Origin of the sequence: Streptomyces sp. NPDC058195, from assembly GCF_042883525.1 — a bacterium.
Taxonomy (GTDB): domain Bacteria; phylum Actinomycetota; class Actinomycetes; order Streptomycetales; family Streptomycetaceae; genus Streptomyces.
This window is the reverse complement of the sequence record NZ_JBHVVM010000011.1, coordinates 150,520-174,528: the sequence shown is the minus strand read 5'-3', so window position 1 is coordinate 174,528 and position 24,009 is coordinate 150,520. Positions and strand designations below refer to the sequence as shown.

Here is a 24,009-nt window from a genome sequence, read left to right as displayed (position 1 = left end):
CGCCCCCCGGTCTTCCCGTGTCTGGCATATTCGTTAGTCTGACGGGCGTGGCAAGAGTGCGCTTGAGTGTGGCGGAACGACGTGAGGAACTTCTGCGCGCCGCCGTCGAGCAGATCGAGGTGCGGGGGGTCGCCGCCGTCCGGATCGCCGACGTGGCCTCCGTCCTCGGTGTGAGCAACGCGCTCGTGCTCTACCACTTCTCGACCAAGGAGAAGCTGGTCGCTGCGGCCTTCGCGCATGCCGCCGAGGCCGACCTCGCCCAGCTTCGCAAGGTGCTCGGCCGACGCACCAGTGCCGTCCGGCGGCTGCGCGCCGCCGTCCGCTGGTACGCGCCGACCGGCCAGGCCAAGGGCTGGCGGCTGTGGATCGAGGGCTGGTCCGCCTCGCTGCGCGATCCGGCGCTGCGCAATGTGGCCGGTGATCTCGACCAGCAGTGGAAGGCGGAGCTGGCCGAGGTCATCGAGGAGGGCGCCGCCGCCGGGGAGTTCCACTGTGACGACCCGATGTCCGCGGCCTGGCGGCTGACCGCCCTGCTGGACGGTCTGGCCGTGCAGACGACCTCGTACGCCGGGCCGCTCTCCCGGGCCACGATGCTGGCCTGGACCGATGAGGCCCTCGCCCGTGAACTCGGCATCGACCGTGCGGCCCTGACGGGCTGACAGCTCCTCCCCCGCTTCGCGTGGCGGCCCCGGCCCGCCGCGGGTCAGGTCTGGCGTACGGGGGCGTAGACATCGCCCGCCAGGCCGAAGGTCCATGCCACCCCGTCCTTCGCGGTCCTGGTGCCGGGCGGCACCCGCAGCCAGTAGACCCGGTGCGTACCGTCCGGCTCCGGGGTGGAGTTGACCACCTCGACCATCACCACGTCCTCGTCGCCGTCCAGCGCGATCCGCCACAGGACACCCGTCTCGTCCCGGTGGACCGGCTCCGCGCCGGACTCGGTGAGGTAGCGGTCGTACCCGTAGAACTCCAGCATCACGCGGCGCAGTTCCGCGTTCTCCTCCCCGCGTATCCGCTGCGGGGTGAGAGAGCCCAGCTCCTCCAGGAACGCGGCGGGCACCGGCATGCCGCGCCAGGCGTACAGGGCGAAGCCGTCCCGGTAGGCGAGCGCCGGTCCGTCCCCGCGGTCGAGCCGTCCCGCCTCGTCCCGGTACAGCGCCTTCGGCCGCTCGCTGATCACCACGGCGCGCTCGTAGGGCCACCACCAGCCCGCGTGCCGGGCCACCGCCGCCAGGCCGTCGAGCCGGTCACCCCGCCCGTCGAAGGCGGCGAGCCAGGCCGCGTCGTGCTGGCCCAGGACCGCGTCGAGCAGGACCAGCCGGACGCCGGTCTCGTCCTCGGGGCGCTCGGCGAGGTCCGCGACGACCCCGGATCTGATCCGGTCGGCGAGGGCCGCGGTGGTCTCCCAGAGCTGGGCGCCGGTGGCGGACCACAGCGCGGACCAGCCCGCCGGGCCCAGTTCGTCGTACATCCGGCGGCGCTCCTGCGCCCAGGGCCGGGTGCGCACCTCGTCGCGGACCGAGCGTCCGGCATCGGCGAGCTTCCCGACGGCCTCGACCGCGGCCCTGGGCGAGTCGGCCCAGATGATCCGCTCCGGTTCGGCGAGTCCCGCGCTGCGGTAGGCGAGCCGGAGCCCGTCCTCGGCGGCGGAGCGGTCCGCCGCGCCGGTCGCCGCTGCCACGGTCCGCCATGAGTCCACGTACTGCATCGGTCTTTCCCGTCCCCTGTGTTCGGTGTTCTGCGTTCGGTGTGCTGTCTTCGGCCAGTGGTGTGTGCCGTGCGCCCGGTCAGTCCGCGACGATGCGGACCGCTCCGGGCGCGTACTCCCGCTGGCGCACCACGCGGTACCAGCCCTTCGCGAGGGGTATCGTCGCGTGCTCCTCGTGCACTACCCGGCCGCCTTCGGGGAGATGAAGCAGCATCGGCCCGAACGGGCCCGCCTCGCGCATCAGCCGGCCCGGCCCCTGCACCGCGTGGGCGTGGCCGGTGACCTCGCCGAGCGCGAGGACCATGCGGCCGCGGCCGTCCCGCGGCTCACCCGGTGCCTCCACCAGATGCGGGGGCACCGCCGACTCCTCCAACGACACGATCAGTACATCGCCCTGCCGGTACACAGACGTCTCCCATCGAAAGGCCGCACCCGCTGTGCCGGCCACGCAGAAAACGCTACGGCGGGGGTCTGACAATCGTCGGCCGCCGGTCCGCGCGGGCCGGTCCGTCGGGCGGTCCCGGTCGTGGCGTTGTCAGTGGGGCTTGATAAACCTTGTGCACATCAGTCGTCCCCCAGTTCCAGGAGCTCAGCGCCATGTCCGGTGTGGACCATCTGCACGAGTTGCTCGGCCTTCCCGCTGTCGATTTCCCGCACGCGACGGGGGCGGCGCCCGAGCAGGCCGCCGGTGCGGCCGCCTGGCGCATCTCGGTCGATCCGTACGAGGACGACGAGACGAGCTGGGAGGACGCGTTCAAGGCGTTCCTGGAGGCGGTCGACCCGGCCGGGGTGCGGGCGCTGATCATCGGCCAGTGGGGCGAGTCGTACGAGAGCAGCTCGTCGTACGCGATCGACCTGGTCATCGCCGCCGCCGACCGGCTGACCTCGCTGGAGGCGGTCTTCGTCGGTGACATGACGATGGAGGAGAGCGAGATCTCCTGGATCGAACACGACGACGTCACGCCGCTGCTGACCGCCTTCCCCGATCTGGTCGAGCTGGGTGTGCGCGGCGGCACGGGTCTGGTCTTCCCGCCGGTCAAGCACGAGCGGCTGCGGTCGCTGACGATCGAGGCCGGCGGTCTGCCGGCCGGGGTGGTCCGGGGCGTCCTGGACAGTGAACTTCCCGCGCTGGAGCGGCTCGACCTCTGGCTGGGCGTCTCCGCCTACGGGGGCGACGCCGACGTGGCCGACCTGGCCCCGCTGCTCTCCGGCACCCGCTTCCCCGGGCTCTCGCATCTCGGTCTGCGCAACAGCGAGCTGCAGAACGAGATCGCCTCGGCGGTCGCGAGCGCCCCGGTCGTCGCCCGGCTGCGGGTGCTCGACCTGTCGAACGGCACCCTGGGCGACGAAGGCGCGACAGCACTGCTGGACGGCCAGCCGCTGACCCATCTCGAACGGCTCGATCTGCACCACCACTTCATGACCGAGCCGGTGGAGCGCCGGGTCGTGGCGGGGCTGGAGCCGCACGGGGTGCGGGTCGACGTGTCGGAGCGCGAGACACCCTGGGGCGACCGGGGCATCGAGGGCCGCTACACCTCGGTCGCGGAGTGAGGGTCCGATGACCGGTATCGATCACCCCGAGACGTTCCACGGCCTGCCCGTCCACACCTTCCCCCGCCCCGGCGACGCCTCCGGCGGCGCGCTCCCGGACGCCGGTTCGGTCGCGTGGCGGCTGGAGAGCGCCTGGCAGGGCGACCTGACCTTCGGCCCGCTGTGGCAGCACTTCGTCGACACGGTCGACACGACCCGGGTGCGGGCCCTGGTGATCGGCGCCTGGTGGCAGGAACAGTACGAGAGCTTCGCTCCGGTCGTCGAGCTGCTGACCTCCCACGCCGACCGCTTCCCGGCCCTGCGGGCACTCTTCCTCGCCGATGTCGTCAGCGAGGAGTGCGAGCTGTCGTGGCTGGAGATGTGCGACATCACTCCGGTGCTTGAGGCGTTCGGGCAGGTGGAGGAGCTGGCGGTGCGCGGCTGCGGGGAGCGGTTCGACGACCGGACGTCCCTGGATCTGCGGCCGGTGCGGCACAAGGCGCTCACCTCGCTGCGGTTCGAGTCCGGCGGGCTTCCGGCCCGTATCGTGCGGGCGATCGGTTCCTCCGAGCTCCCGGCCCTGGAGCGTCTCGAACTCTGGCTCGGCGTCCAGGAGTACGGCGGCGACACCGCGGTCGCGGACCTCGCCCCGATCCTGTCCGGTGCGGGCTTCCCCGCCCTGCGCCATCTGGGGCTGCAGAACAGCGAGATCCAGGACGAGATCGCGGCCGCCGTGGCCTCCGCTCCCGTGGTCGCCCAGCTGGAATCGCTCTCCCTCTCGATGGGCACCCTGGGCGACGAGGGTGCCGAGGCGCTGCTCCAGGGCCAGCCGCTCACCCACCTGGCCTCGCTCGACCTGCACCACCACTACATGAGCGAGCCGCTGGTGGAGCGGCTGAGGGAGCTGCTCGGACCGGACCGGATCAACGACGACGTCGACGACGCCGACTGGGATGAGGACGAGGACGACCACCGCTATGTCGCCATCGACGAGTAGCACGGCGGGTCTGCCGCCCCGCTTCGCCGTCGTGGGGGTGCCCGGCAACCGCCGGGTCGCGCTCTTCCAGGACGCCGTCCGCGCCGCCGGGCTGCCGGCGGCGCGTGTGGTGCCCTGGTCCCGGGTACTGCGCGGCGAGGCGGTCTTCCTCCCCGGCGAGACCGTGCGGCTGGACTCCCCCGGTGAGGACACCGAGGTGGAACGGCTGCTCCGGAAGGTCGACGACCCGACCAGGGTCGAGGGCGGCGCCGCCTGGTATGCCGGATTCACCGAGGCCGTACGGGAGGTGGCGCGGGCCGCCGCGGCTGTCGGGGCCACCCTGCTGGACGGCCCCGACGAGGTGGCGGTGCTGTTCGACAAGCGGCTCTGCCACGCGGTTCTGGACGCGGCCGGGGTGCCGGTCCCGGCGTCACCGACCTCGGGGGCCGCGGCGCCCGGGGTACGGGACTGGGCGGACGTGCGCGGCCGGATGGCGGAGCACGGCATGCCCAGGGTCTTCGTGAAGCCCGCGCACGGCTCGTCCGCCTCTGGGGTACTGGCCGTGGAGACCGCCGGGCCCGGACGGATCAGGGCGACCACCTCGGTGGAACGCGACGCCTCCGGACGGCTCTACAACTCGCTCAGGCTGCGCCGCCTCACCACGGAGCGGGAGGTCGCGGCGATCGTCGACGCGCTCGCCCCGGAAGGGCTGCATGTCGAGCGTTGGCTTCCCAAGGCCACCCTCGGCGGCCGGGCCACGGACCTGCGGGTCGTGGTGGTGGCGGGCCGGGCCACCCACGCCGTCGCACGCACCAGCCGCTCGCCCATGACCAACCTCCACCTCGGCGGTGAGCGCGGCGATCTCGGCCGGGTCCGCGCGGCCGTCGGGGCGGCGGGCAGCGACTGGGGCGCGGCCCTGGCCGTGTGCGAGCGGGCCGCCGCCTGCTTCCCCGACACCCTGTGTGTGGGCGTCGATCTGCTGCCCTCGGCCGGCTGGCGGCGGTTCGCCGTCGGCGAGGTCAACGCCTTCGGCGATCTGCTGCCCCGGCTGACCGGCCTCGACGGCAGCGGAGCCGAGGGCCTGGACACCTACGCGGCGCAGGTCGCCGCCGTCATGAACAGAGCAAGGAACGACCGTGCAACCACCATCGTCTGACACCGCGTGCACCCCCGAGCACGCCGGGAACCCCGATATGAGCCGGATCGTGGGCAGCCACGATCTGCTGTTCGTCACCCTCGACACCCTGCGCTACGACGTGGCGGCGGAGCTCGCCGCCGCCGGGCGCATCCCGCATCTGGCCCGCCATCTGCCGGGCGGCGTCTGGGAGGAACGGCACGCGCCGGGAAGCTTCACCTACGCCTCCCACCAGGCGATGTTCGCCGGATTCCTGCCGACCCCGACGGGCCCGGGGCCGCACCCCAGGCTCTTCGCGGCGCGTTTCGCGGGCAGCGAGTCCACCGCTTCGGGCACCTTCGTGTTCGATACGCCGGACCTGGTCTCCGGGCTGGCGGGCGTCGGCTACCGCACGGTGTGCATCGGCGGCGTCGGCTTCTTCAACAAGCAGGCTGCGCTCGGTTCCGTGCTGCCCGGCATGTTCCAGGAAAGCCACTGGGAGCCGGAGTTCGGCGTGGCCTCGCCCACGTCCTTCGAGGCACAGGTGGCCCGCGCCGAGCGGGTCGTCTCCCAGCTCCCCGCGGAGCAGCGGCTGTTCCTCTTCGTCAATGTGTCCGCGCTGCACCAGCCCAACTGGTTCCACCAGCCGGGGGGCACCCGCGAGGCGGGCGACTCCCGCGCCACGCATGCCGCGGCCCTGGAGTACGTCGATGCCCACATCGGCCGGCTCTTCGCGGCCGCGAGCAGCCGCCGCCGCTGTTTCGCCCTCGTCTGCTCGGACCATGGCACGGCGTACGGGGACGGCGGCTACACCGGTCACCGGCTCGGCCACGCGTCGGTGTGGACCGTTCCGTACGCGCACTTCTTCCTGGAACCGGGGGCCACCGCACGATGAGCAGCACCACGACCGCCACACCCGCCGCGCACGCCACCGGGGCCACGCACGCCGTCCGGCCGTATCAGAGCTACGTCTACGCCTACCCGCACAAGACCGCCTACCGGCCGCTGGCCGACCGGCCGCGGCTGCGCGAGCTGTGGGCCGGTGAGCGCAGGGACGCGCTCTCGCTCTATCTCCACATACCGTTCTGCGAGGTCCGCTGCGGCTTCTGCAACCTCTTCACCCGGATCGGCGCGCCCGACGAGCTGACGACCCGCTACCTCGACGCGCTGGAGCGGCAGGCCGTCACGGTCCGGGAAGCGCTGGGTGACGCGGAGCCGGTGCGGTTCGCCGCCGCCGCGTTCGGGGGCGGTACGCCCACGTTCCTGACGGCGGCCGAGCTGGAGCGGCTCTGCGACATCGCGGAGATGCGGATGGGAGCCGATCTGCGGTCCGTGCCGCTGTCGGTCGAGACCTCGCCGTCGACCGCGACCGCCGACCGGCTGGCCGTCCTCGCCGACCGCGGTACGACCCGGGTCAGCATCGGGGTGCAGAGCTTCGTCGAGTCGGAGGCGCGTGCCGCGGTGCGCCCGCAGCGGCGCGCCGATGTGGAGTCGGCGCTGGGCCGGATACGCGAAGCCGGTATCCCGGTCCTCAACATCGATCTGATCTACGGCATCGACGGCCAGACCGAGGAGAGCTGGCGCGCGTCACTGGACGCCGCGCTCGCCTGGCGGCCGGAGGAGCTGTACCTCTACCCGCTGTACGTGCGCCCGCTGACCGGTCTGGGGCGGCTGGGCGCCGAGGGCGAGGCCGCGGACGCGGCCTGGGACGAGCAGCGGCTGCGGCTGTACCGCGCGGGCCGCGACCACCTCCTGTCGCACGGCTACGAGCAGGTCTCGATGCGGATGTTCCGCCGCGCCGACGCCCCCCGCGCGCAGGGCCCCGACGACTACGCCTGCCAGACCGACGGCATGATCGGCCTGGGGTGCGGCGCCCGTTCGTACACCACGCGGCTGCACTACTCCTTCGACTACGCGGTGGAGATGCGGGAGGTGCGGGCGATCATCGACGGCTACACCGCCACCGAGGACTTCTCCCGCGCCGAGGTCGGACGGTACGTGGACGGGGACGAGGCGCGCCGCCGTCATCTGCTGCAGTCGGTGCTCCAGGCGGAGGGGCTGTGCCTGGACGGCTACCGGGAGCGGTTCGGCGGCTCGCCCTTCGAGGACTTCCCCCGGGAGCTCGGCGCGTTCGAGGCGCGCGGCTGGCTGGACGCGCCGGCCGGGGATCAGCGGCGGCTTCGCCTGTCCCCCGAGGGTCTGGCGCACTCCGACGCCCTGGGCCCGGAGCTCTTCTCCCCCGCCGTGCGCGCCGCGATGGCCGCGTACGAGCTGAAGTGAGCGCGGCGATGGACCTGACGATCCTGTACCGGGGCCCGCTGGCCTCCTGTGATTACGACTGTCCGTACTGTCCGTTCGCCAAGCGGCGCGACAGCCGGGAGCAGCTGCGGGCCGACCGGGCCGCGCTGGAGCGGTTCACGGCGTGGGCCGCGGCGCAGACCGGCGACCGGATCTCGGTGCTGTTCACACCGTGGGGCGAGGGCCTGGTCCGCTCCTGGTACCGCCGGGCCCTGGTGGAGCTGGCGCAGCTGCCGCACATCCGCCGGGTGGCGATCCAGACCAATCTGAGCACCCGTACGGGATGGCTGGCCGAGGCGGGCGCGGGCCGGGAGAAGATCGCCCTGTGGTGCACGTACCACCCAGGGCAGACGCCGTACGAGCGGTTCCTGGCCAAGTGCCGGGAGCTGAGCGCGCTCGGGGTCCGGCACAGTGTCGGTGTCGTCGGGCTGGACGCCCACCTGGAGGAGGCGAGGCGGCTGCGCGCCGCACTGCCCGACGAGGTCTATCTCTGGGTGAACGCGGCGGAGGGCCACAGCTACACCGACGCGGAGGCGGAACTCTGGACGGCCGTCGATCCGCTCTTCCCGTACAGCAGGCACCCGCACCGTTCGGCCGGTCTGCCGTGCCGGACCGGCGAGTCGGTGATCTCGGTGGACGGCGAGGGCACCGTGCGGCGCTGTCATTTCGTGCCCGCGCGGCTGGGCAATCTCTACGACGGTAGCTACCGGCGGGCGCTGGGGCCGCGCGCCTGCCCCCTGGCGGTCTGCGACTGCCACATCGGCTATGTGCATCTGGAGACGCTGCCGCTGTACGACGTCTTCGCGGGCGGCGTGCTGGAGCGGATACCCGCCTCACCGCCGCTGCCCGGCGGGCGTGGCTGAGGTCCGGCCACGTCCGCCGGGCAGCGGCGGTGCTTCACAGGGGGCTCCGCCGCGTAGCCTCGGGGGCTCTACAGCGGCAGCAGGTCGGGGCGCTTGGCCTCGACGTGGTCGCCGGAGGACTCGCCCCGCAGCCGCCGCCCGATCCACGGCACCAGGTGCTCGCGCGCCCAGTGGATGTCGTCGCGCCGCACCTCCAGGGTGCCGCGCTGGGCCTGCGGGGGCCATTCCTGGTCGGGGTCGGCCGGTACGTCGATGCCGAGGACCTGGGCGGCGCGCAGCGCGACCCTGGTGTGTCCCTCGGGCGACAGGTGGAGCCGGTCGTCACCCCAGGCGCGCCGGTCCTGGACGGACCGCAGCGACCACAGGTCCAGGACCGGGCAGTCGTAGCGGTCGGCGATGGCCCGTACATGGGCGGTGTACGTGGCGATCTTGCCGCGCAGATGGCGCAGCACGGGAATGTCCCGGGTGTCGAAGCCGGTGGTGACCATGACCGTGCCCACCGCCCCGGTGAGCTCGGCGACGGCGCGCTCGAAGCGTTCGGCCACGTCGTCGGGGTCGGTGCCGGGCCGGATGATGTCGTTGCCGCCCGCGCAGAAGCTCACCAGGTCGGGGGCGAGCTCCTTGGCGCGCGGCACCTGCTCCTCGACGATCTGGTCGAGGAGGCGTCCGCGTACGGCGAGATTGGCGTATCTGAATTCCGCGTAATCTCCGGCGTCGAGCGCCGCGCCGGGGTCCGGAAGCTGGTCCGCGAGAAGTACCGCGAATCGGTCCGCCCAGCCGACGAAGGTGCCGTCCGGGCCGGGGTCACCGACTCCCTCGGTGAAGCTGTCGCCGATCGCCGCGTACGACCCGATGACGCCCTGCCGGTTGATGACGCCACGTTGCATATTTCTCGAATCGTCTGCCACAAGCGCTTATCCTGCACTGCCGAATGTGACCTACGCGACCGTAATAAAGGGTTGACGGGTGGTGAGATAGACCACCCGGTCAGTTTTTGGCAAAGAGGGAATAGCCGGAAGGGGCGGTGCGCCACCGCGCACCGCCCCTTCGGTTCCCTCAGGTCACGCCCCTCAGGTCACGCTCAGACGTGGATACCGTGCGAGGCCAGGAAGGCGATCGGGTCGATGTCCGAGCCGTACTCCGGGCCGGTGCGCACCTCGAAGTGCAGGTGCGGGCCGGTGACGTTGCCGGTGGCGCCGGAGAGGCCGACCTGCTGGCCGACGCTCACGGCCTGGCCCGCCGAGACGGACAGGGAGGACAGGTGGCCGTACTGCGAGTAGTGGCCGTCGGCGTGCTTGACGACGATCTGGTTGCCGTAGGCACCGCCCCAGCCGGCGGCGACGACGGTGCCGGAGGTGATGGCCTTGACGCCGGTACCGGTGCCGACGGGGAAGTCGATACCGGTGTGGCTGCCACTGGACCAGTTGGAGCCGGAGGCCCGGTAATTGGTGGTGTGGTTGCCGGGGACCGGGTGGGCGTAGCCGGAAGCGGTGCTCTCGGCGGCCGGGGCCTCCTCAGCGGCGGATTCGGCCGGAGCCGGCTTCTCGGCGGCCGGGGCGAGGGCCTTCGACGGCAGGGCGGAACCGGCGCCGGCGCCGGCGGGTGCGGCCTTGGCCGCGGTCGCCGCGGAGAGGGTCAGCTTCATGCCGGGGAAGATCAGGCCCGGGTTCTCGCCGACGACCTCGCGGTTGTCCTGGTACAGCTTCTGCCAGCCGCCCTTGACCTGGTGCTCGGCGGCGATCTTCGACAGGTAGTCGCCGGACACGACGGAGTACGTGGCGGGCGCGGCCTTCGGGGCGGACTTCGGCGCGGTGTGCGCGGTGGCGGCCCGCTCCGGCGCGGCGGCCGGGGCCGACTGCTCCGCGGCGTGGGCGCCGGTGGCGCCGAGCAGCGGCAGTGCGATGACGGCGCCACCGGTGCCGACCGCGGCGATGCCGCGGGCGATGGGGCCGATCTTGGTACGGCGGTGCTTACCCGTGTTGGGCATGGCGTCTGTCCTCTCCGGCGCCTGCGAGGTGAGCTGTCGGGTTCGGGCTGGAGATGCCCGGCCGCACCACGTGCGACTTCACCCCTAGCCGGCCGGATTTCCCCGGTCGGCGGCCTACCTGGTTCCCCCGCTCCTGCCACGCGATAAGTGGATGTGAATTCCGGTCGGCGGCAGGATTGGGCGGACCGTCCGGAATGACGGTGACCGTAAGCGAGCCGGGACGGCGAGAACAAGCGGCAGGTTCCACCCCGGTATTCCGTTCCGGGAATTCGGCGCGGAATTCCGGTCACCCTCCGTGGATTACGGATCTTGTCATTCCGCACCGGGTACGGAATGCCCGCCGGGGCCGCCGCCACACACCGTCACGAATATGATCCCGCTCACGGGACGCCGGCCATCTCCCTTACAAGCAGGCGATGTTAGGAAAAAGTGCGCATTACGGACACCTCGGGTGCTCAGCTCCGTCGCAGGCGCAGCACCCGCGCGTCGAGATCGCCCCGGAGCCCGGTGTGCAGCCCCTGGTGCAGCAGCACCGAGCCGTGGTGGACCGCCCCGGTCTCCCGGCAGGTGTACACGGCCGCGGGGTCGAGCCCGCGCAGCCGCAGGGCCGGGGGGCGTTCCCCGTACCGCTGGGCCTCCAGCCACATCAGGACCACGGCCTCCTCGCCGAGGACGTACTGGACCGCGCTGAGTCCGCCGCGCGGCTCGCGCAGCCGGTACAGCGCCCCGTGCTGCACCACGGGGCGGATCTCCTTGTAGAGGTCCACCCAGCCGCGCGCCTCGGTCAGCTCCTGCTCGCTCCATTCGGTGAGGTTCCCGCCGATGCCGAGCACCCCGGCCATGGCGCTCACGAAGCGGAATCGCAGCGAGCTGACCCTGCCGTTGAGCTGGCGGTTCGGGCTGTCGGTGACCCAGGCGGCCATCACCCGGGCCGGGTGGAGGTGCCCGAAGCCCTCCTGGATGGCGAGCCGGTCGAGCGGGTCGGTGTTGTCGGAGGTCCACACCTGGTCGGTACGGGACAGGATGCCCAGGTCGATCCGGCCGCCCCCGCCCGAGCAGGACTCGAAGGCAACGGCGGGGTGGGCGGCCCTGAGCCGGTCGATCAGCGCGTACAGGGCGTCCACATGGGCGGTCCAGATCTTCTGGGGATACTCCTCACCGGGCCAGCCCGGGTCGGTGAAGCAGCGGTTGAAGTCCCACTTCACGTAGTCGACGGGGGTGCCGGAGAGCAGCGCGTGCAGCCGCTCCCAGAGGTACTCCTGGACATCGGGCCGGGCCAGATTGAGCACCAGCTGGTTGCGGTACTCCGTCCGGGCCCGGCCGGGGACGTGCTGGACCCAGTCGGGGTGCGCGCGGTAGAGGTCGCTGTCAGGGTTGACCATTTCCGGTTCGACCCAGATACCGAACCGCATGCCGAGCCCGTGCACTTCGTCGGCGAGCGGCTTCAGCCCGCCGGGGAAGCGGTCCGGATTGGGGGTCCAGTCACCGAGCCCGGCCCGGTCGCTGGTCCGCCGCCCGAACCAGGCGTCGTCCACCACGAACAGCTCGACGCCCATCGCCGCGGCGCGCCGGGCGAGGGCACGCTGCTGGTCCAGCGAGATGGCGAAGCCGGTCGCCTCCCAGGAGTTGTAGAGCACCGGCCGCAGGCTCCGCGCGTCCGGGATGACATGAGCCAGCTGCCAGGCGTGCCAGGCCCGGCTGGCCCCGCCGAAGCCACCGTCACTCCAGAGCCCGGCGAACACGGGGGTGGTGTACGACTCCCCCGGGGCGAGCCGGAGCAGCCCGGATTCGTCATGCCCGGCGCCGCCGGTGATCTGCACGAGTCCGTCGGGCAGCCGCTGCACGCTGATCCGCCAGGAGCCGGACCAGCCGAGCGCGCAGCCGTAGACCTCCCCGCTCTCCTCGGTGGCCGCGCCGTCGGCGTCCAGCGCGGCCCACGGGAGGTACTGGTGGCCGGTGTGGCCGCGCCTGCTGGAGATGACGCCCTCGCCGTGGAGCAGTTCCGCGCGCTCGATCCGGGTCTCGGCCGACCAGCGGCCGTGCAGCCGGCTCAGCCGCCAGCCGTCGCGGGCGGGCAGCGACCAGGCGGCCGCGTCGGCGCGCAGCAGTTCCAGCGGCGGGCCGTCCGGACCGGTGTGGGTGACGGTGGCCCAGCGCTCCACGACGTCGGAATCGTCCCTCATCCGGTAGTGCAGGGTCAGGGAGAGGCGGTGCACGGCATCGGTGAAGCCGATCCGCAGTTCGTCGCCCTCGGTCACGGCGGCGTGAAAGGCCCACTCGGTGCCGCGGACGAGCGGGGTGCGGACGCTGAGCGCGGGGCGGACGAACCGGGGGCCGCCCTCCACCGGGTATTCCTCATGACCGTCGAGGGGGGATTCGAAGGACCGGAAGGGCAGGTCCGGCGCCTCGGCCAGTGACTCGGCGGCGGCAAGGGTGATCCTCGGCCCCCAGTGCAGATGGAGCAGCTCGTCCTGTCCGGTCAGTGCCAGTGCGTAGCCGCTGTTCTCGCCGGTGAGCAGCCAAGTACGGCCGGTACGGCCTGTCTCGATCATGTGCGCCCCCAATTTCCGACAGTTCCGCACATCATCGACCGCGGAGGGGGCGTGGGCAACGGTGCCTGACGCGTCGCGCCGGGCCGGAGGGACGCCGCGAACCGGAGTTCGCCCGGGTATCGACAGGGCGGAGCCGGGATGATTGCCTGAGGAATCAATGTCGTATCGTCGCGGCAGTCGTACCGCCGACGACCGGCGTCGGCGCCGGAGCTTCCAGGAGTCACCGTGACGCAGCAGTCGCCCCAGGTCCCGTCGGCGGAGCCCGAGCTGGCGGGGGTCCGCAACTTCCGCGACGTGGGCGGGCTGCCCACCGTGGACGGCCGGCGGGTGCGGTACGGGCGGCTCTTCCGCAGTGGCCACCTGGCGCACGCCACCGCCGAGGACGCCGCTTTCCTGGACGGGCTGGGTCTTCACACGGTCTTCGACTTCCGCAATGCGGCCGACCGCCGCCTCGACGGCCTGGACGTGGAGCTGCCGGGGGTGCGCAACATCAGCATCCCGCTCTCCGACCCGGCCGACGGAGCGGAGTTCTGGCGCATGGTCCGGGACGGCGACATGGAGCAGCTGCGCTCCATACTCGGTGACGGCAGGGGAACGAACCGGATGATCGCTTCGTACCGTTCGATCATCCGGGAACGTACCGCCGAGCACAGCCGGGTGCTGCACGCGCTGGCCGAGGACAGTGTGCCCGCGCTGATGCACTGCGCGGCGGGGAAGGACCGGGCCGGGCTGTCGATCGCGGTGTCACTGCTGGCCGTCGGGGTCGAGCGCGAGGCCATCGAGGCCGACTACCTGAAGTCGAACGACGCGCACCGCCGCTACCGGGTGCGCCGCAGCGACACCTCGGCCGCCGGGATGTCGCCCGAGGTGATGGAGCTGCTGAACCCGCTCTTCGGCGCCCACGCCGTGTACCTCGCGGCGGCCTTCGCCACCATCGAGGAGACCTGGGGCAGCACGGAGCGCTACCTCCTGGAGGGTCTCGGTCTCGCTCCCGAGACCCGTGAACTGCTGCGCGACCGGCTCCTCGACCGCGCGTGACCGGGGGCGGTCAGCCCTTGCCGGCCACCTCGAACAGCAGGTAGAGGAAGGCGGCGACGACGTGGCCGGCGACGAGATAGGCGATGAGCCGGATCACGATGCCGCGCGGGAACTTCCGCTCCTGGGCCTCGTAGTGCTTGCTGGAACCGAGCGGGTCGTAGTTCTCTGAATCGGACATGACGGTCCTCTCTGGCGACCGGAAGACAGGTCTCAGTGGTGGATGGCGCTGCCGAGGCACAGCTCGGCGGCGGGGCTCTGCAGCAGGGTGTGGACGAAGAGGAGCTCGGCACCCTCACGGTCGGCGGCCGTGATCCGGTGCGGGGTGAGGGAGTCGAAGTGCGCGCTGTCACCGGGGGCGAGGTCGTGCACGGTGTCCCCGAGCCAGACGCGGAGGTGCCCGGCCAGCACGTAGAGCCATTCCTCGCCGGGGTGGACCCGTACGAGATCGCTCTGCGCACCGTGCGGAACCCGGACCCGGAGGGCCTGCATGGCCCTGCCGGAGCCACCGGCCCGCCGGTACATCCAGCCGTCGGCCTCGGCCCCCTCGTACGATCCGCCCCGGATGATCGCGTCGCGTTCCGGCGGCATCTCGCCCAGAAGCTCGGAGACCGTCGTTCCGTAGATCCGGGCGAGGCCCAGGAGCATCGGCAGCGAAGGCTGGCGGCGGCCCGTTTCGAGCCGGGAGAGATGGGCTGGTGAGAGCCCGGCCCGCTGGGCGGCGCTCTCCAGGGTGAGACCGCGGCTTCTGCGCAGGTCGCGCAAGCGGGGCGCGACCCCGGGCAGCTCCTCGGCCACCCCTCCGTCTGGAGGATTCATGTACCCATTGGGCCAGGTGACCTGCCTCAGAGGCAAATTTCTTACCTCTCAGGCAAAATCCCTCAGCGGTTGGCGACCGCCTGCTTCACCAGTGTCCTCCCGAAGTCCCACATCAGCCCACCCCCGCCGTGTGCGTCGTCCATCACCTCGGTGAACGCCGTGACGAAGCGGCCGACATCCGCCTCGTCGACCACCAGCGGCGGGATCAGCTTGATCACTTCCAGGTGGTCGCCCGAGACCTGGGTGAGGATGCGGTGCTTCTGGAGCAGCGGCACCACGACCATCTGCGCGAACAGACCCTTGCGGGCCGCCTGGAGCATCGTCCAGCGGCTGCGCAGTTTCAGGGAGGACGGCCTGCCGAACTCGATGCCGATCATCAGCCCGCGTCCGCGCACCTCGTGCAGCAGCTCGTACCGGCCGACCAGGGCGGTCAGCCGCTCCCGCAGCAGGTCGCCGGTGCGGCGCGCGTGGCCGACGGTGCCCTCGTCCTCCATCACCGCGAGCACCGCGAGCCCGGCCGCCATCGCCTGGGCGTTGGAGCCGAAGCTCGCGGAGTGCACGAGGACCCGGTCCATCGAGGAGTAGACACGGCGGAAGATCCAGTCCTTGCCCAGAGTCGCGCCGACCGGCACGTATCCGCCGGAGAGCGCCTTCGCGACACAGACCAGATCGGGCTCGACGCCCTCCTCGTGCTGGTACGCGTAGAAGTCACCGGTGCGGCCGAGGCCGGTCTGCACCTCGTCGGCGATGAGCAGCGCCTTGTGCCGGTGCAGCAGTTCCTGGGCCTCGTGCAGGAAGCCGGGGGGTGCGGCGTGGACCCCCTTGCCCTGGATCGGCTCCACGACCAGCGCCGCCACATCACCGCGCTTCAGCTCGCGCCGCAGCGCGTCGAGATCGCCCAGCGCGATGGCGGTGTCCGGGAGCAGAGGCGCGAAGCCGTCCCGGAAGCCGTTCTCCCCGTTGACCGAGAGGGAGCCGGTCGTCAGCCCGTGGAAGGCGTGGGCGCAGTACAGGACGCGAGGTCTGCCGGTGGCGTAGCGGGCGAACTTCAGGGCCGTCTCGACCGCCTCGGTGCCGCTGTTGCCGAAGAAGACCCGGTCCAGGTGCGGGCTGTGCGCGAGCAGCTTCTCGGCCAGCAGACCGGGCAGCGGCTGGCAGTCGAACCGGGTCAGGTCGGCCAGCGAGGCGTCCAGCACGTCGTGCAGCGCCTTGCGTACGACCGGATGGTGCCGCCCGAGGCCCATCACGCCGAAACCGGCGAGCATGTCGAGGTAGTCGTTGCCCTCCGCGTCCCAGAAGTGGGCGCCCTCGGCCCGTTCGTAGACCTTGTCGAAGCCGATGGTGTGCAGCATCCGGGGCAACTGGTGGTTGAGATGCCGGGTGTGCAGCTCATAGCGCTCGGCGCCGCGCTCGGCGAGGAGCCGGGCCAGGTCGAAGCCCTCGGGCCGGTCGTCGGTCATTGCCCGCTCTCCTCGTTCCTGGGGCGCCCGGCGGGCGGGCCGGACGCACGGTGCGGGGCGGCGGAGAGTTCCGCCGTCCGGGAGCCGGGCCCCAGACGGCCGCCGGTCCCGGCGACCGCCTTGACGAGGAACTTCCCGGTGTCATCGGCCGGTTCGCCGGGTTGTGCTCCGTTCGGCGCCATGAGGTCGCGCGGCCCCCGGATGTCCTCCAGGATCGTCACGCCCGGTCCCCCTCTCTGGTCTTGTCCCGGCGGCCGGCCTCGTCCGGCAACGCCGCCGGGGCCGGTGACCCGGGCAGTCCCGGGCCACCGGCTCACCTGCGGTCCTGACGTCAGCGGTTCCCGGAGACGGTCTCGCGCGCCGCGCGCAGGGACTCCTTCAGCGACCCCATGGTGGCAAGGACCGCGGTGGGCTCGTAGCCGCAGTGCGCCATGCAGTTGTCGCAGCGCGGGTCCTTGCCCCGGCCGTACTTGTCCCAGTCGGTCTCCTCGATCAGCTGACGGTACGTCGGTACGTAGCCGTCACTCATCAGGTAGCAGGGCCGCTGCCAGCCGAACAGCGAGTAGTTCGGAATGGCCCAGGCGGTGCACGGGAAATCCGCCTTGCCCTCCAGGAAGTCCAGGAAGAGCGGCGAGTGGTTCAGCCGCCAGCGGCCCCGGTTGCCGCCCGCGAACGCCTTGCGGAAGAGTTCGCGGGTCTGCTCGACGCCCAGGAAGTGGTCCTGGACGGGTGCCTTCTCGTAGGCGTAGGCGGGCGAGATCATCATTTCGTCGACCTTCAGGTCGTCGTTGAGGTAGTTGAGGACCTCGATGATGGTCTGGGGGGTGTCGGTGTTGAAGAAGGTGGAGTTCGTGGTGACCCGGAAGCCGCGCTGCTTGGCCTCCTTGATCGCCGCCACCGCCTCGTCGAACACGCCTTCCTTGGCAACGGATTCGTCGTGCCTCTCACGCAGCCCGTCGATATGGACGGCGAAGGCGAAATACGGCGAGGGCGTGAATTTCTCGATCTTCTTCCGCAGCAGCATCGCGTTGGTGCAGAGGAAGACGTACTTCCTGCGCGCCACCAGCTGCCGGACGATCTCGTCGATCTGCGGGTGCATGAGCGGTTCGCCGCCCGCGATGGAGACCATCGGGGCACCCGATTCGAGGACCGCGCCCACCGCCTGCGCCACCGGCATGCGCTGTTTGAGCACACCGGCGGGATGCTGGATCTTTCCGCAGCCCTCGCAGGCGAGATTGCAGGCGAACAAGGGTTCCAGTTCCACAATGAGCGGGAACTTCTCCCGCTTACGGATCTTCTGTTCGATGAGATACGTCGCAACCTTGATGGACTGACGGAGCGGCATGGCCATCTGGCTCACCTCCTGGGGAGCAGCAAAGATCGGTGCCATTCGTAGAAAGCAGGCAGGACGGCACGGAGAACGCGGAAAGCCGATATTCCACCGCGTATCGTGCCGATGCGAACGAGCTCATGCTCCGGAGCATCCACGACCACCCGTACGGCGGCAACCGGGCGGGGCCCGGAGCGCAGAGCGGTGCGCAGGGTGGCGGCGGACTCCATGTCCACCGCGATCGCTCCGGTGGCCCGCAGCCCGGCCCGCTCGTGTCCGCGTACGACATGGGCGGAGCCGGTCAGCGGACCGGTGTGGACGGTGCGGCCGGGCACCGCCCTGGACAGGGCCTCGACGAGCAGGCCCGTGCCGGTGCAGGCCGTCGATTCCCCGTCCTCACGGGTCTCGTCGGCGACGACCAGGTCCCCGGGCCGCATACCGGGCCGCAGCCCGGCACAGAAGCCGGAGGCCAGGACCGCCGCACCGGCCGTCCCGTCCCGGCCGAGCGCCCGTACGACGGCCTCCTCGGCCGCCCGGGGGCCCATGCCGGTACGGAGCACGGTGACCGGGCCGGGCTGCGGCCCGGCCCTGGCCCGGCCGCTGCGCAGGGCGAACCGCTCGATGCCGAGCGCGCAGGCGATCAGCAGCGGGGCGGCGGGGCCGGCCGTACCCGGCCCGTCGGCCATCAGGCCCCCTTCACAGCGGCCACGCGGTCGGCGAACGGGTCGCCGTGCACGTACCGTCCGAGTGCGGTGAGCGGGAAGACCTGGCGGTAGAGGTGGTAGTTGATGGAGAAGTCCCACGGGAAACCGGTGCCGGTGAAATACGGCTCGTCCCAGGACCCGTCGGCCCGCTGCGTCTCGCTGAGCCAGCGGACGCCCCGCCGTACGGCCCCGCTGTCGCGCTCCCCGGCCGCCAGCAGGGCCAGCAGCGCCCAGGCCGTCTGGGAGGCCGTCGAGGCGCCGTGCCCGATCCACTTCTCGTCGTGGTACGAGCGCAGGTCCTCGCCCCAGCCGCCGTCGTCGTTCTGCACGGACTCCAGCCAGCCGACCGCGCGGCGGATCGCCGGGTGCGTCCCGGGAAGCCCGGCGGCCACCAGCGCGGGGACCACCGACCCCGTGCCGTACACGTAGTTGACGCCCCAGCGGCCGAACCAGGCGCCGCCGTCCTCCTGTTCGGCGAGCAGCCACCGGATGCCGCGCCGGGTGACGGGGTGGCCGGACCGTCCCTCGACGGCGAGCATCTCCACCACGTGCCCGGTGACATCGGCGGACGGCGGGTCGACGACCTCGCCGAAGTCGCAGAAGGGCAGCCGGTTGGGTAACGGGCTGGTGTTGTCCGCGTCGAAGGCACCCCAGGCGCCGTTGCGGGACTGCATGCCCACGCTCCAGCGCACGCCGCGCTGGATCGCGGCCTCGACGCGCGCCGGGTCCGGGTGGCGGACCCGGCGCAGCGCGAGGACCACCTCGGCGGTGTCGTCGATGTCCGGGTAGTTGTCGTTGTGGAACTCGAAGGCCCAGCCGCCCGGGTCGAGCCGGGGGCGGCGCACCGCCCAGTCGCCGGGCCGGGCGATCTCCTCGTCGAGCATCCAGTCCGCGGCCTTCACCAGGGCGGGGTGGTCGGGGCTGAGCCCGGCGTCGGCGAGCGCGATGGTGGCGAGGCAGGTGTCCCACACCGGCGACTGGCAGGCCTCGATCATCCGGGCGCCGTCCTCGCGCCACACCGCGAACCGGTCGAGTGATTCGAGTCCGGCCCGCATCACCGGGTGGTCGAGGTCGTAGCCCATCAGGTGCAGGGCGATGACGGAGTACACGGCGGGGGGCTGGATGCCGCCCCAGCAGCCGTCGTTCTCCTGGCGTTCGATGATCCAGCGGGCCGCGGCGTTCATCGCGGTCCGGCGCAGTCCGCGCGGGGCGATCCGGTGGTAGAGGTGCAGCGCCTTGTCCAGGCGCTGGAAGACGCCGTCCCAGATGGCGGCCGGTGCGGGACGGCGCGAGGGACTGGGGTTACGGGCGTCGGTGTGCAGTTCGTCGAGCCGGAAGGGGGCCGGACGGACCGGCCGCTTCGCCGAGACGATGGTGAGCGGCACGATGGTCTGGCGGGCCCAGCAGCCGAAGTCGTAGATGTTGAGCGGGGCCCACTTCGGGAAGAACATCAGCTCGGGCGGGAGTTCCGGGAGGTCGTCCCACTTCCACCAGCCGAAGAGGGCCAGCCAGATCCGGGTGAAGACCCTGGAGGCGGCGATCCCGCCCTGTTCTCTGATCCAGGCCGAGGCGCGGACCATGTGCGGTTCGTCCGGCCGGTCCCCGGCCAGCCGCAGGGCCACGTACGCCTCGATGGTGGTGGAGAGTTCGCCCGGCCCGCCGTGGAAGGTGGCCCAGGTGCCGTCCCCGAGCTGTTCGCCGCGGATGAAGCGGCCGGCCGCCCGTAACGTGTCCGGGTCCTGGATGCCGAGGAACTGGCGGAGCAGCAGGTCTTCCGCGTCCATCGTGACGTTGGTGGCCAGGTCGCCCTTCCACCAGCCCTGCTCGTCCTGTTGGCCGAGGAGGTGTTCCACCGAGCGTTCCGCGGCCCGCCGCGCGGCGTCGAGCACGTCGTCCGCGGCGATGGTCGTGTCGGTCGGCTTGCTGGCCGAGGCCGCTCGGGGGTTCACGGCCCCGGTGCTTCCGTCGGTCGTCGCTGTCATGGCTTCCCCTTCGTGCAGTCCGGTCCTGCTGTGCTGGGGTCTCCGTCGGCCGGTGCCTTGTACGGGCACCGGCCGGCGACTGCGAGTCATATGGAGCAGATGGTCATCATCTCTTTCGTACGACCACGAAGTCCGCGAGCGCCGTGAGCTGCGCCCGCACGGTCTGCGGCATGTCGACGCGGTGCAGCGCCTCGATGGCGACCGCGTGCTGCCGACGCGCCTCCTGAGCGGTCCAGTCGCGGCCGCCCGCCTCCTCGATGAGCGCCGCGCGGGCGGCGAACTCCTCCTCGGAGAAGCTGTCGAAATCGCTGCTCTTGGCATCGGCGGCGAGCAGTTCGCCCAGCCGCTCCGAGGCCGGACCGCCCGCCGCCAGCGCGGCGACGACCGGCAGCGACTTCTTGCGCTGGCGCAGGTCGCTCCAGGTCTGCTTGCCGGTGGACTCGGGGTCGCCCCAGATGCCCAGGAGGTCGTCGACGGCCTGGAAGGCGAGACCGAGGTGGTAGCCGTACGCCTCCAGGGTGTCGGCGGTGCGGTCGTCGGCGCCGCCGAGCACCGCGCCGATGGAGCAGGCACAGGCCAGGAGGGCGCCGGTCTTGTTGCCCTCCATCTCCAGGCACTCCTCGACGGTGACCCGCTCGCGGTGCTCGTACGAGATGTCCTGCGCCTGGCCGTCGATGAGCTTGCGGCTGGCGGTGGTCAGCCTGCGCGTCGCGCGGCCCGCCTCGACGGTGCCGAGCTCCAGCAGGACCTCGTTCGCGAGGGCGAAGAGCGCGTCGCCGACCAGGATCGCCTGGGCGGGGCCGTGCACCTTCCAGACCGTGTCGCGGTGGCGGCGCTGTTCGTCGCCGTCCATCAGGTCGTCGTGCAGCAACGAGAAGTTGTGCACCAGCTCGACGGCCACGGCGCCGGGGACGCCCGCCTCGGGGGCGGCTCCGGCGACCTCCGCCGACAGCAGCGCGAGGGCCGGACGGACGGCCTTGCCGCCGTCGCTCTCGGCGGGGTGTCCATGGGCGTCGATCCAGCCGAAGTGGTAGGCGGCGACGGTGTCCATGGGCGGTGCGAGCCGGTCGACGGCGGCCCGGAGCACCGGAGCGGAAAGGGCTCGTCCGCGCTCCAGAAGCGCGGTGACGTCCGTGGTGTCGGCCACGGTGTCGTAAGCCGGATTCGCCGGGGTCACTGACTCTCCTCTTGTTCCGGTGGTACTGCTCATGCCGCCTCCTGCAGCGGATGTTCTTGGGTGCGGCCGAGCGCCCGGAGCGCGGCGTCCGCCGCGCTGAACCCGCTGCGGACGGCGCCCTCCATCGTGGCGGGCCAGCCGGTGTCCGTCCACGCGCCGGCCAGGCTGAGGCCCGGCAGGCGGGTGCGGGCACCCGGCCGCAGCCGTCCCACGCCCGGGGCGGGGGCGAAGGTCGCCGCCCGTTCCCGGGTGACGAAGAAGTCACGGATGCCCGCCCCGCGGGCGGCGGGCAGCAGCCGCTCCAGTTCGGGCAGGTAGCGGGCGCGCAGTTCGGCCACGGGCAAGTCGATCTCCTCGCCCGCGGCGGACTGGGACACCGCGAGGTACTGCCCGGGGCCGGTGAGCCCGGAGGCGTCCGTACGGTCGAAGACCCACTGGACCGGGGAGCCGAGCGCGGCGAAGAACGGGCGGCGCAGCACCTTGCGGTCGTAGACGACGTGCACGTTGAGGATCGGCGAGGTGCCGATGGAGAGCAGCCGGTCAGGCGCGTCGAGCGAGCCCTCGGGGAGCAGTCCGTGGGTCTCGTACTGCGGGACGGCGAGGACGACGGCGTCCGCCCCGATCCGCTCCCCACCGGTCTCCACGCTCCAGCCGCCCTCCGCCGTACGGGTCAGGGCGGTGGCCTTCGTCCGCAGTTCGGTGCGGACCCCGGCGGCGTCCAGTGCCGTGCGCGCCAGTGTGTCGTGCACCTCGCCCAGCGGTACGCGCGGCAGGCCGATGTCAGCGGCGCCGGGCCCCGAGAGAAGCCCGGTCTTGAAGACCTTCGCGGCGAGCGCCAGCGAGGATTCGGGCGCGGTGGCGTTCAGCGTGGCGACGCCGACCAGGTCCCAGAGGGCCTCGATGGTGCGCGGGGACTGGCCGTGCCGGGCGAGCCAGCTGCCGAAGTCGATGGTGTCGAGGGCCGGGTCGTCCAGGTCGAGGCGGCCGAGCGCCAGCGCGGCGCGGCCCACGCTCGCCCGTTCGGCGAGCGAGAGGTGCGGGTAGGCGGCCAGCCCGGCGGCGAGGTGGAAGGGCACCGGCAGGGCGTTGCGGCGCAGCCGCCCGAGCCGGGGGCCCGACGGCCGACCGACGTCGAGGACGGGTACGTCCAGCCGGTCCTGGAGGGGGGCGAGGCGGGTTCCGTCGACACGGTCGAGGAACCAGCGGTAGGCGGTGCAGCAGCGCAGGTAGACATGCTGTCCGTTGTCGACCGTCAGTTCGCCGCGCCGGAAGGAGAAGGCGAGGCCGCCGAGCCGGGGCCGTCCCTCCAGCAGGGTCACGTCGATCCCGGCATCCGCGAGGCGCAGGGCCGAGGTGATGCCGGCGAGGCCGCCGCCGATCACGACCGCGCGGGCGGCGCCCGGTGCGTCGTGCGTCATGCGTCCTCCTTCCACCAGGTCACTTCAGTCTGGGACGCGTTCCCCCGGTACGGGGTTGACCGCTGGCGCGATCGGATCTCCGTGGTGCACATGGTGCGCGAGATGTCCTCACGGCGCATCAGGTACGCCCCCTGGCCGTACGCCGGGAGACGTGCCGGGCGTCGAGACCCGACAGGCCGCGGACCGCGACGTACGCCTTCTCGTGGCCCGGCAGCGAGACCCGGCCGCGCAGCACCGCCCCGGGGTCGCGCTCGATCCGGTCGAGCAGCCGCCGGTAGATGCCCGCCATGGCCGCCACGCAGGCTCCGCTGCGCCGGTCCAGCATGGGCAGCAGCCGGTATCCCTCGGCGAACAGGGCGCGGGCCCGCCGTACCTCGAAGTGCACCAGCCCCGCGAAGTCGGCGCCGGGCGGGGGTACGGACTGGTGGAAACCGGCCGAGCAGCCGAATTTGGCCAGGTCGTCGGCGGGCAGGTAGGTGCGCCCGTTGCCCGCGTCCTCGCGGACGTCGCGCAGGATGTTGGTCAGCTGGAGCGCGAGCCCGAGGGTGTCGGCGTACTCAGCGGCCCGTTCGGCCCCCGGCGCGCCGGGTTCGGTCCCGAAGACGCCCAGGCTGAGGCGGCCGATGGCGCCCGCGACGCAGCGGCAGTAGACCTTGAGGTCGTCCCAGGTCTCGTAGGTCGCTCCGCGTACGTCCATCAGCACGCCGTCGATGAGCTCGTCGAGCCCGCCGAGCGGCAGCGGAAAGCGGCGCGCGGCATCGGCGAGCGCGACGGCCACCGGGTCGGTGTCGTCCTCGTCGACCGCCCCGTTCCGGATGCGGTCCAGGAGGGTACGGGTGCCCTCCAGCCGGGTCCGCTTGGTCTCCGGATCCAGCTCGCCGTCGCCGATGTCGTCGACCCGGCGGGAGAAGGCGTACAGCGCCGACATGGCCTGTCGCTTCTCGGCCGGCAACAGCCTGATCCCGTAGGCGAAGTTACGTGCCTGCTGTCCGGTGACCGCCTCGCAGTAACTGTATGCGGCCTGTACCGGTGCCGACATGTACGTCGTCTGTCCCTCCA

General features: G+C 72.0%; 23 protein-coding genes and 1 riboswitch. Of the genes, 8 read left to right on the top strand and 15 right to left on the bottom strand.

What is annotated here, in order from left to right; genetic code table 11:
• Positions 1-68 precede the first annotated feature (68 nt).
• The gene (locus tag ACFVWY_RS16550; RefSeq protein WP_389872470.1) at positions 69-659 is read left to right on the top strand and encodes a TetR/AcrR family transcriptional regulator; all 591 of its coding nucleotides are present in this window, start codon (positions 69-71) and stop codon (positions 657-659) included.
• Positions 660-703: 44 nt separating this feature from the next.
• Here the strand turns inward: ACFVWY_RS16550 and ACFVWY_RS16545 are convergent, their stop codons facing one another.
• Entirely contained in the window at positions 704-1,705 is a 1,002-nt protein-coding gene (locus ACFVWY_RS16545) for a DUF6745 domain-containing protein (RefSeq protein ID WP_389872339.1), read from the bottom strand.
• A gap of 79 nt (positions 1,706-1,784) precedes the next feature.
• The gene (locus ACFVWY_RS16540) at positions 1,785-2,111 is read right to left on the bottom strand and encodes a hypothetical protein (RefSeq protein ID WP_389872468.1); all 327 of its coding nucleotides are present in this window, start codon (positions 2,109-2,111) and stop codon (positions 1,785-1,787) included.
• A 191-nt stretch (positions 2,112-2,302) separates the two neighbouring features.
• On the opposite strand from ACFVWY_RS16540, the gene ACFVWY_RS16535 reads away from it, so the two are divergent.
• The 6 genes from ACFVWY_RS16535 to ACFVWY_RS16510 are packed head-to-tail and all read left to right on the top strand — an operon-like array spanning position 2,303 to position 8,486.
• Positions 2,303-3,256 carry an STM4015 family protein gene (locus ACFVWY_RS16535; protein ID WP_389872336.1) on the top strand — a complete coding sequence of 318 codons (954 nt, stop codon included), beginning with the start codon at positions 2,303-2,305 and terminating at the stop codon, positions 3,254-3,256.
• A 7-nt stretch (positions 3,257-3,263) separates the two neighbouring features.
• Entirely contained in the window at positions 3,264-4,232 is a 969-nt protein-coding gene (locus tag ACFVWY_RS16530) for an STM4015 family protein (protein WP_389872333.1), read from the top strand.
• Entirely contained in the window at positions 4,213-5,367 is a 1,155-nt protein-coding gene (locus tag ACFVWY_RS16525) for an STM4014 family protein (RefSeq protein WP_389872330.1), read from the top strand. Before ACFVWY_RS16530 ends, ACFVWY_RS16525 begins: the two co-directional genes overlap by 20 nt.
• 37 nt (positions 5,368-5,404) lie before the next feature.
• Entirely contained in the window at positions 5,405-6,220 is an 816-nt protein-coding gene (locus tag ACFVWY_RS16520; protein WP_389872466.1) for an STM4013/SEN3800 family hydrolase, read from the top strand.
• The gene (locus ACFVWY_RS16515; protein WP_389872327.1) at positions 6,217-7,605 is read left to right on the top strand and encodes an STM4012 family radical SAM protein; all 1,389 of its coding nucleotides are present in this window, start codon (positions 6,217-6,219) and stop codon (positions 7,603-7,605) included. The genes ACFVWY_RS16520 and ACFVWY_RS16515 overlap by 4 nt, the downstream gene beginning before the upstream one ends.
• Positions 7,606-7,613: 8 nt before the next feature.
• On the top strand, positions 7,614-8,486 hold the full coding sequence (locus ACFVWY_RS16510) for an STM4011 family radical SAM protein (RefSeq protein WP_389872324.1): 873 nt from the start codon (positions 7,614-7,616) through the stop codon (positions 8,484-8,486).
• 68 nt (positions 8,487-8,554) lie between these two features.
• Here the strand turns inward: ACFVWY_RS16510 and ACFVWY_RS16505 are convergent, their stop codons facing one another.
• The 3 genes from ACFVWY_RS16505 to ACFVWY_RS16495 form a co-directional block, all read right to left on the bottom strand.
• Positions 8,555-9,394 carry an SGNH/GDSL hydrolase family protein gene (locus ACFVWY_RS16505; RefSeq protein ID WP_389872321.1) on the bottom strand — a complete coding sequence of 280 codons (840 nt, stop codon included), beginning with the start codon at positions 9,392-9,394 and terminating at the stop codon, positions 8,555-8,557.
• A gap of 173 nt (positions 9,395-9,567) precedes the next feature.
• Positions 9,568-10,473: a peptidoglycan DD-metalloendopeptidase family protein gene (locus ACFVWY_RS16500; RefSeq protein ID WP_389872319.1), complete on the bottom strand. Its 906-nt coding sequence runs from the start codon at positions 10,471-10,473 to the stop codon at positions 9,568-9,570.
• Between the two features lie 3 nt (positions 10,474-10,476).
• Positions 10,477-10,633: riboswitch (cyclic di-AMP (ydaO/yuaA leader) on the bottom strand.
• Between the two features lie 295 nt (positions 10,634-10,928).
• A complete protein-coding gene (locus ACFVWY_RS16495; protein WP_389872316.1) occupies positions 10,929-13,025 on the bottom strand; it encodes an alpha-galactosidase in 2,097 nt (698 codons plus the stop codon).
• Positions 13,026-13,250: 225 nt separating this feature from the next.
• Between ACFVWY_RS16495 and ACFVWY_RS16490 the strand changes: the two genes are divergently transcribed.
• Complete coding sequence (locus ACFVWY_RS16490; protein WP_389872314.1) at positions 13,251-14,063, top strand: tyrosine-protein phosphatase; 813 nt, start codon at positions 13,251-13,253, stop codon at positions 14,061-14,063.
• Between the two features lie 10 nt (positions 14,064-14,073).
• Here the strand turns inward: ACFVWY_RS16490 and ACFVWY_RS16485 are convergent, their stop codons facing one another.
• From ACFVWY_RS16485 to hpnD, 10 genes are all read right to left on the bottom strand, one after another.
• A complete protein-coding gene (locus tag ACFVWY_RS16485; protein ID WP_389872311.1) occupies positions 14,074-14,241 on the bottom strand; it encodes a DUF6126 family protein in 168 nt (55 codons plus the stop codon).
• A gap of 32 nt (positions 14,242-14,273) precedes the next feature.
• Complete coding sequence (locus tag ACFVWY_RS16480) at positions 14,274-14,879, bottom strand: helix-turn-helix domain-containing protein (RefSeq protein WP_389872308.1); 606 nt, start codon at positions 14,877-14,879, stop codon at positions 14,274-14,276.
• Between the two features lie 62 nt (positions 14,880-14,941).
• Positions 14,942-16,339, bottom strand: a complete 1,398-nt coding sequence (locus tag ACFVWY_RS16475; protein WP_389872305.1) for an aspartate aminotransferase family protein — start codon at positions 16,337-16,339, stop codon at positions 14,942-14,944.
• On the bottom strand, positions 16,336-16,560 hold the full coding sequence (locus tag ACFVWY_RS16470) for a hypothetical protein (protein ID WP_389872303.1): 225 nt from the start codon (positions 16,558-16,560) through the stop codon (positions 16,336-16,338). The genes ACFVWY_RS16475 and ACFVWY_RS16470 overlap by 4 nt, the downstream gene beginning before the upstream one ends.
• Before the next feature lie 110 nt (positions 16,561-16,670).
• Complete coding sequence (gene hpnH, locus ACFVWY_RS16465) at positions 16,671-17,690, bottom strand: adenosyl-hopene transferase HpnH (RefSeq protein ID WP_389872300.1); 1,020 nt, start codon at positions 17,688-17,690, stop codon at positions 16,671-16,673.
• 5 nt (positions 17,691-17,695) lie between these two features.
• Positions 17,696-18,355: a 1-hydroxy-2-methyl-2-butenyl 4-diphosphate reductase gene (locus ACFVWY_RS16460; protein ID WP_389872298.1), complete on the bottom strand. Its 660-nt coding sequence runs from the start codon at positions 18,353-18,355 to the stop codon at positions 17,696-17,698.
• The gene (shc, locus tag ACFVWY_RS16455) at positions 18,355-20,355 is read right to left on the bottom strand and encodes a squalene--hopene cyclase (RefSeq protein WP_389872296.1); all 2,001 of its coding nucleotides are present in this window, start codon (positions 20,353-20,355) and stop codon (positions 18,355-18,357) included. The genes ACFVWY_RS16460 and shc overlap by 1 nt, the downstream gene beginning before the upstream one ends.
• Before the next feature lie 106 nt (positions 20,356-20,461).
• Positions 20,462-21,565, bottom strand: coding sequence for a polyprenyl synthetase family protein (locus ACFVWY_RS16450; protein ID WP_389872293.1), 1,104 nt, complete (start codon positions 21,563-21,565; stop codon positions 20,462-20,464).
• Positions 21,562-22,950 carry a hydroxysqualene dehydroxylase HpnE gene (gene hpnE, locus ACFVWY_RS16445; RefSeq protein ID WP_389872290.1) on the bottom strand — a complete coding sequence of 463 codons (1,389 nt, stop codon included), beginning with the start codon at positions 22,948-22,950 and terminating at the stop codon, positions 21,562-21,564. Before hpnE ends, ACFVWY_RS16450 begins: the two co-directional genes overlap by 4 nt.
• A 118-nt stretch (positions 22,951-23,068) precedes the next feature.
• A complete protein-coding gene (gene hpnD / locus ACFVWY_RS16440; protein WP_389872287.1) occupies positions 23,069-23,989 on the bottom strand; it encodes a presqualene diphosphate synthase HpnD in 921 nt (306 codons plus the stop codon).
• Positions 23,990-24,009: the final 20 nt, after the last annotated feature.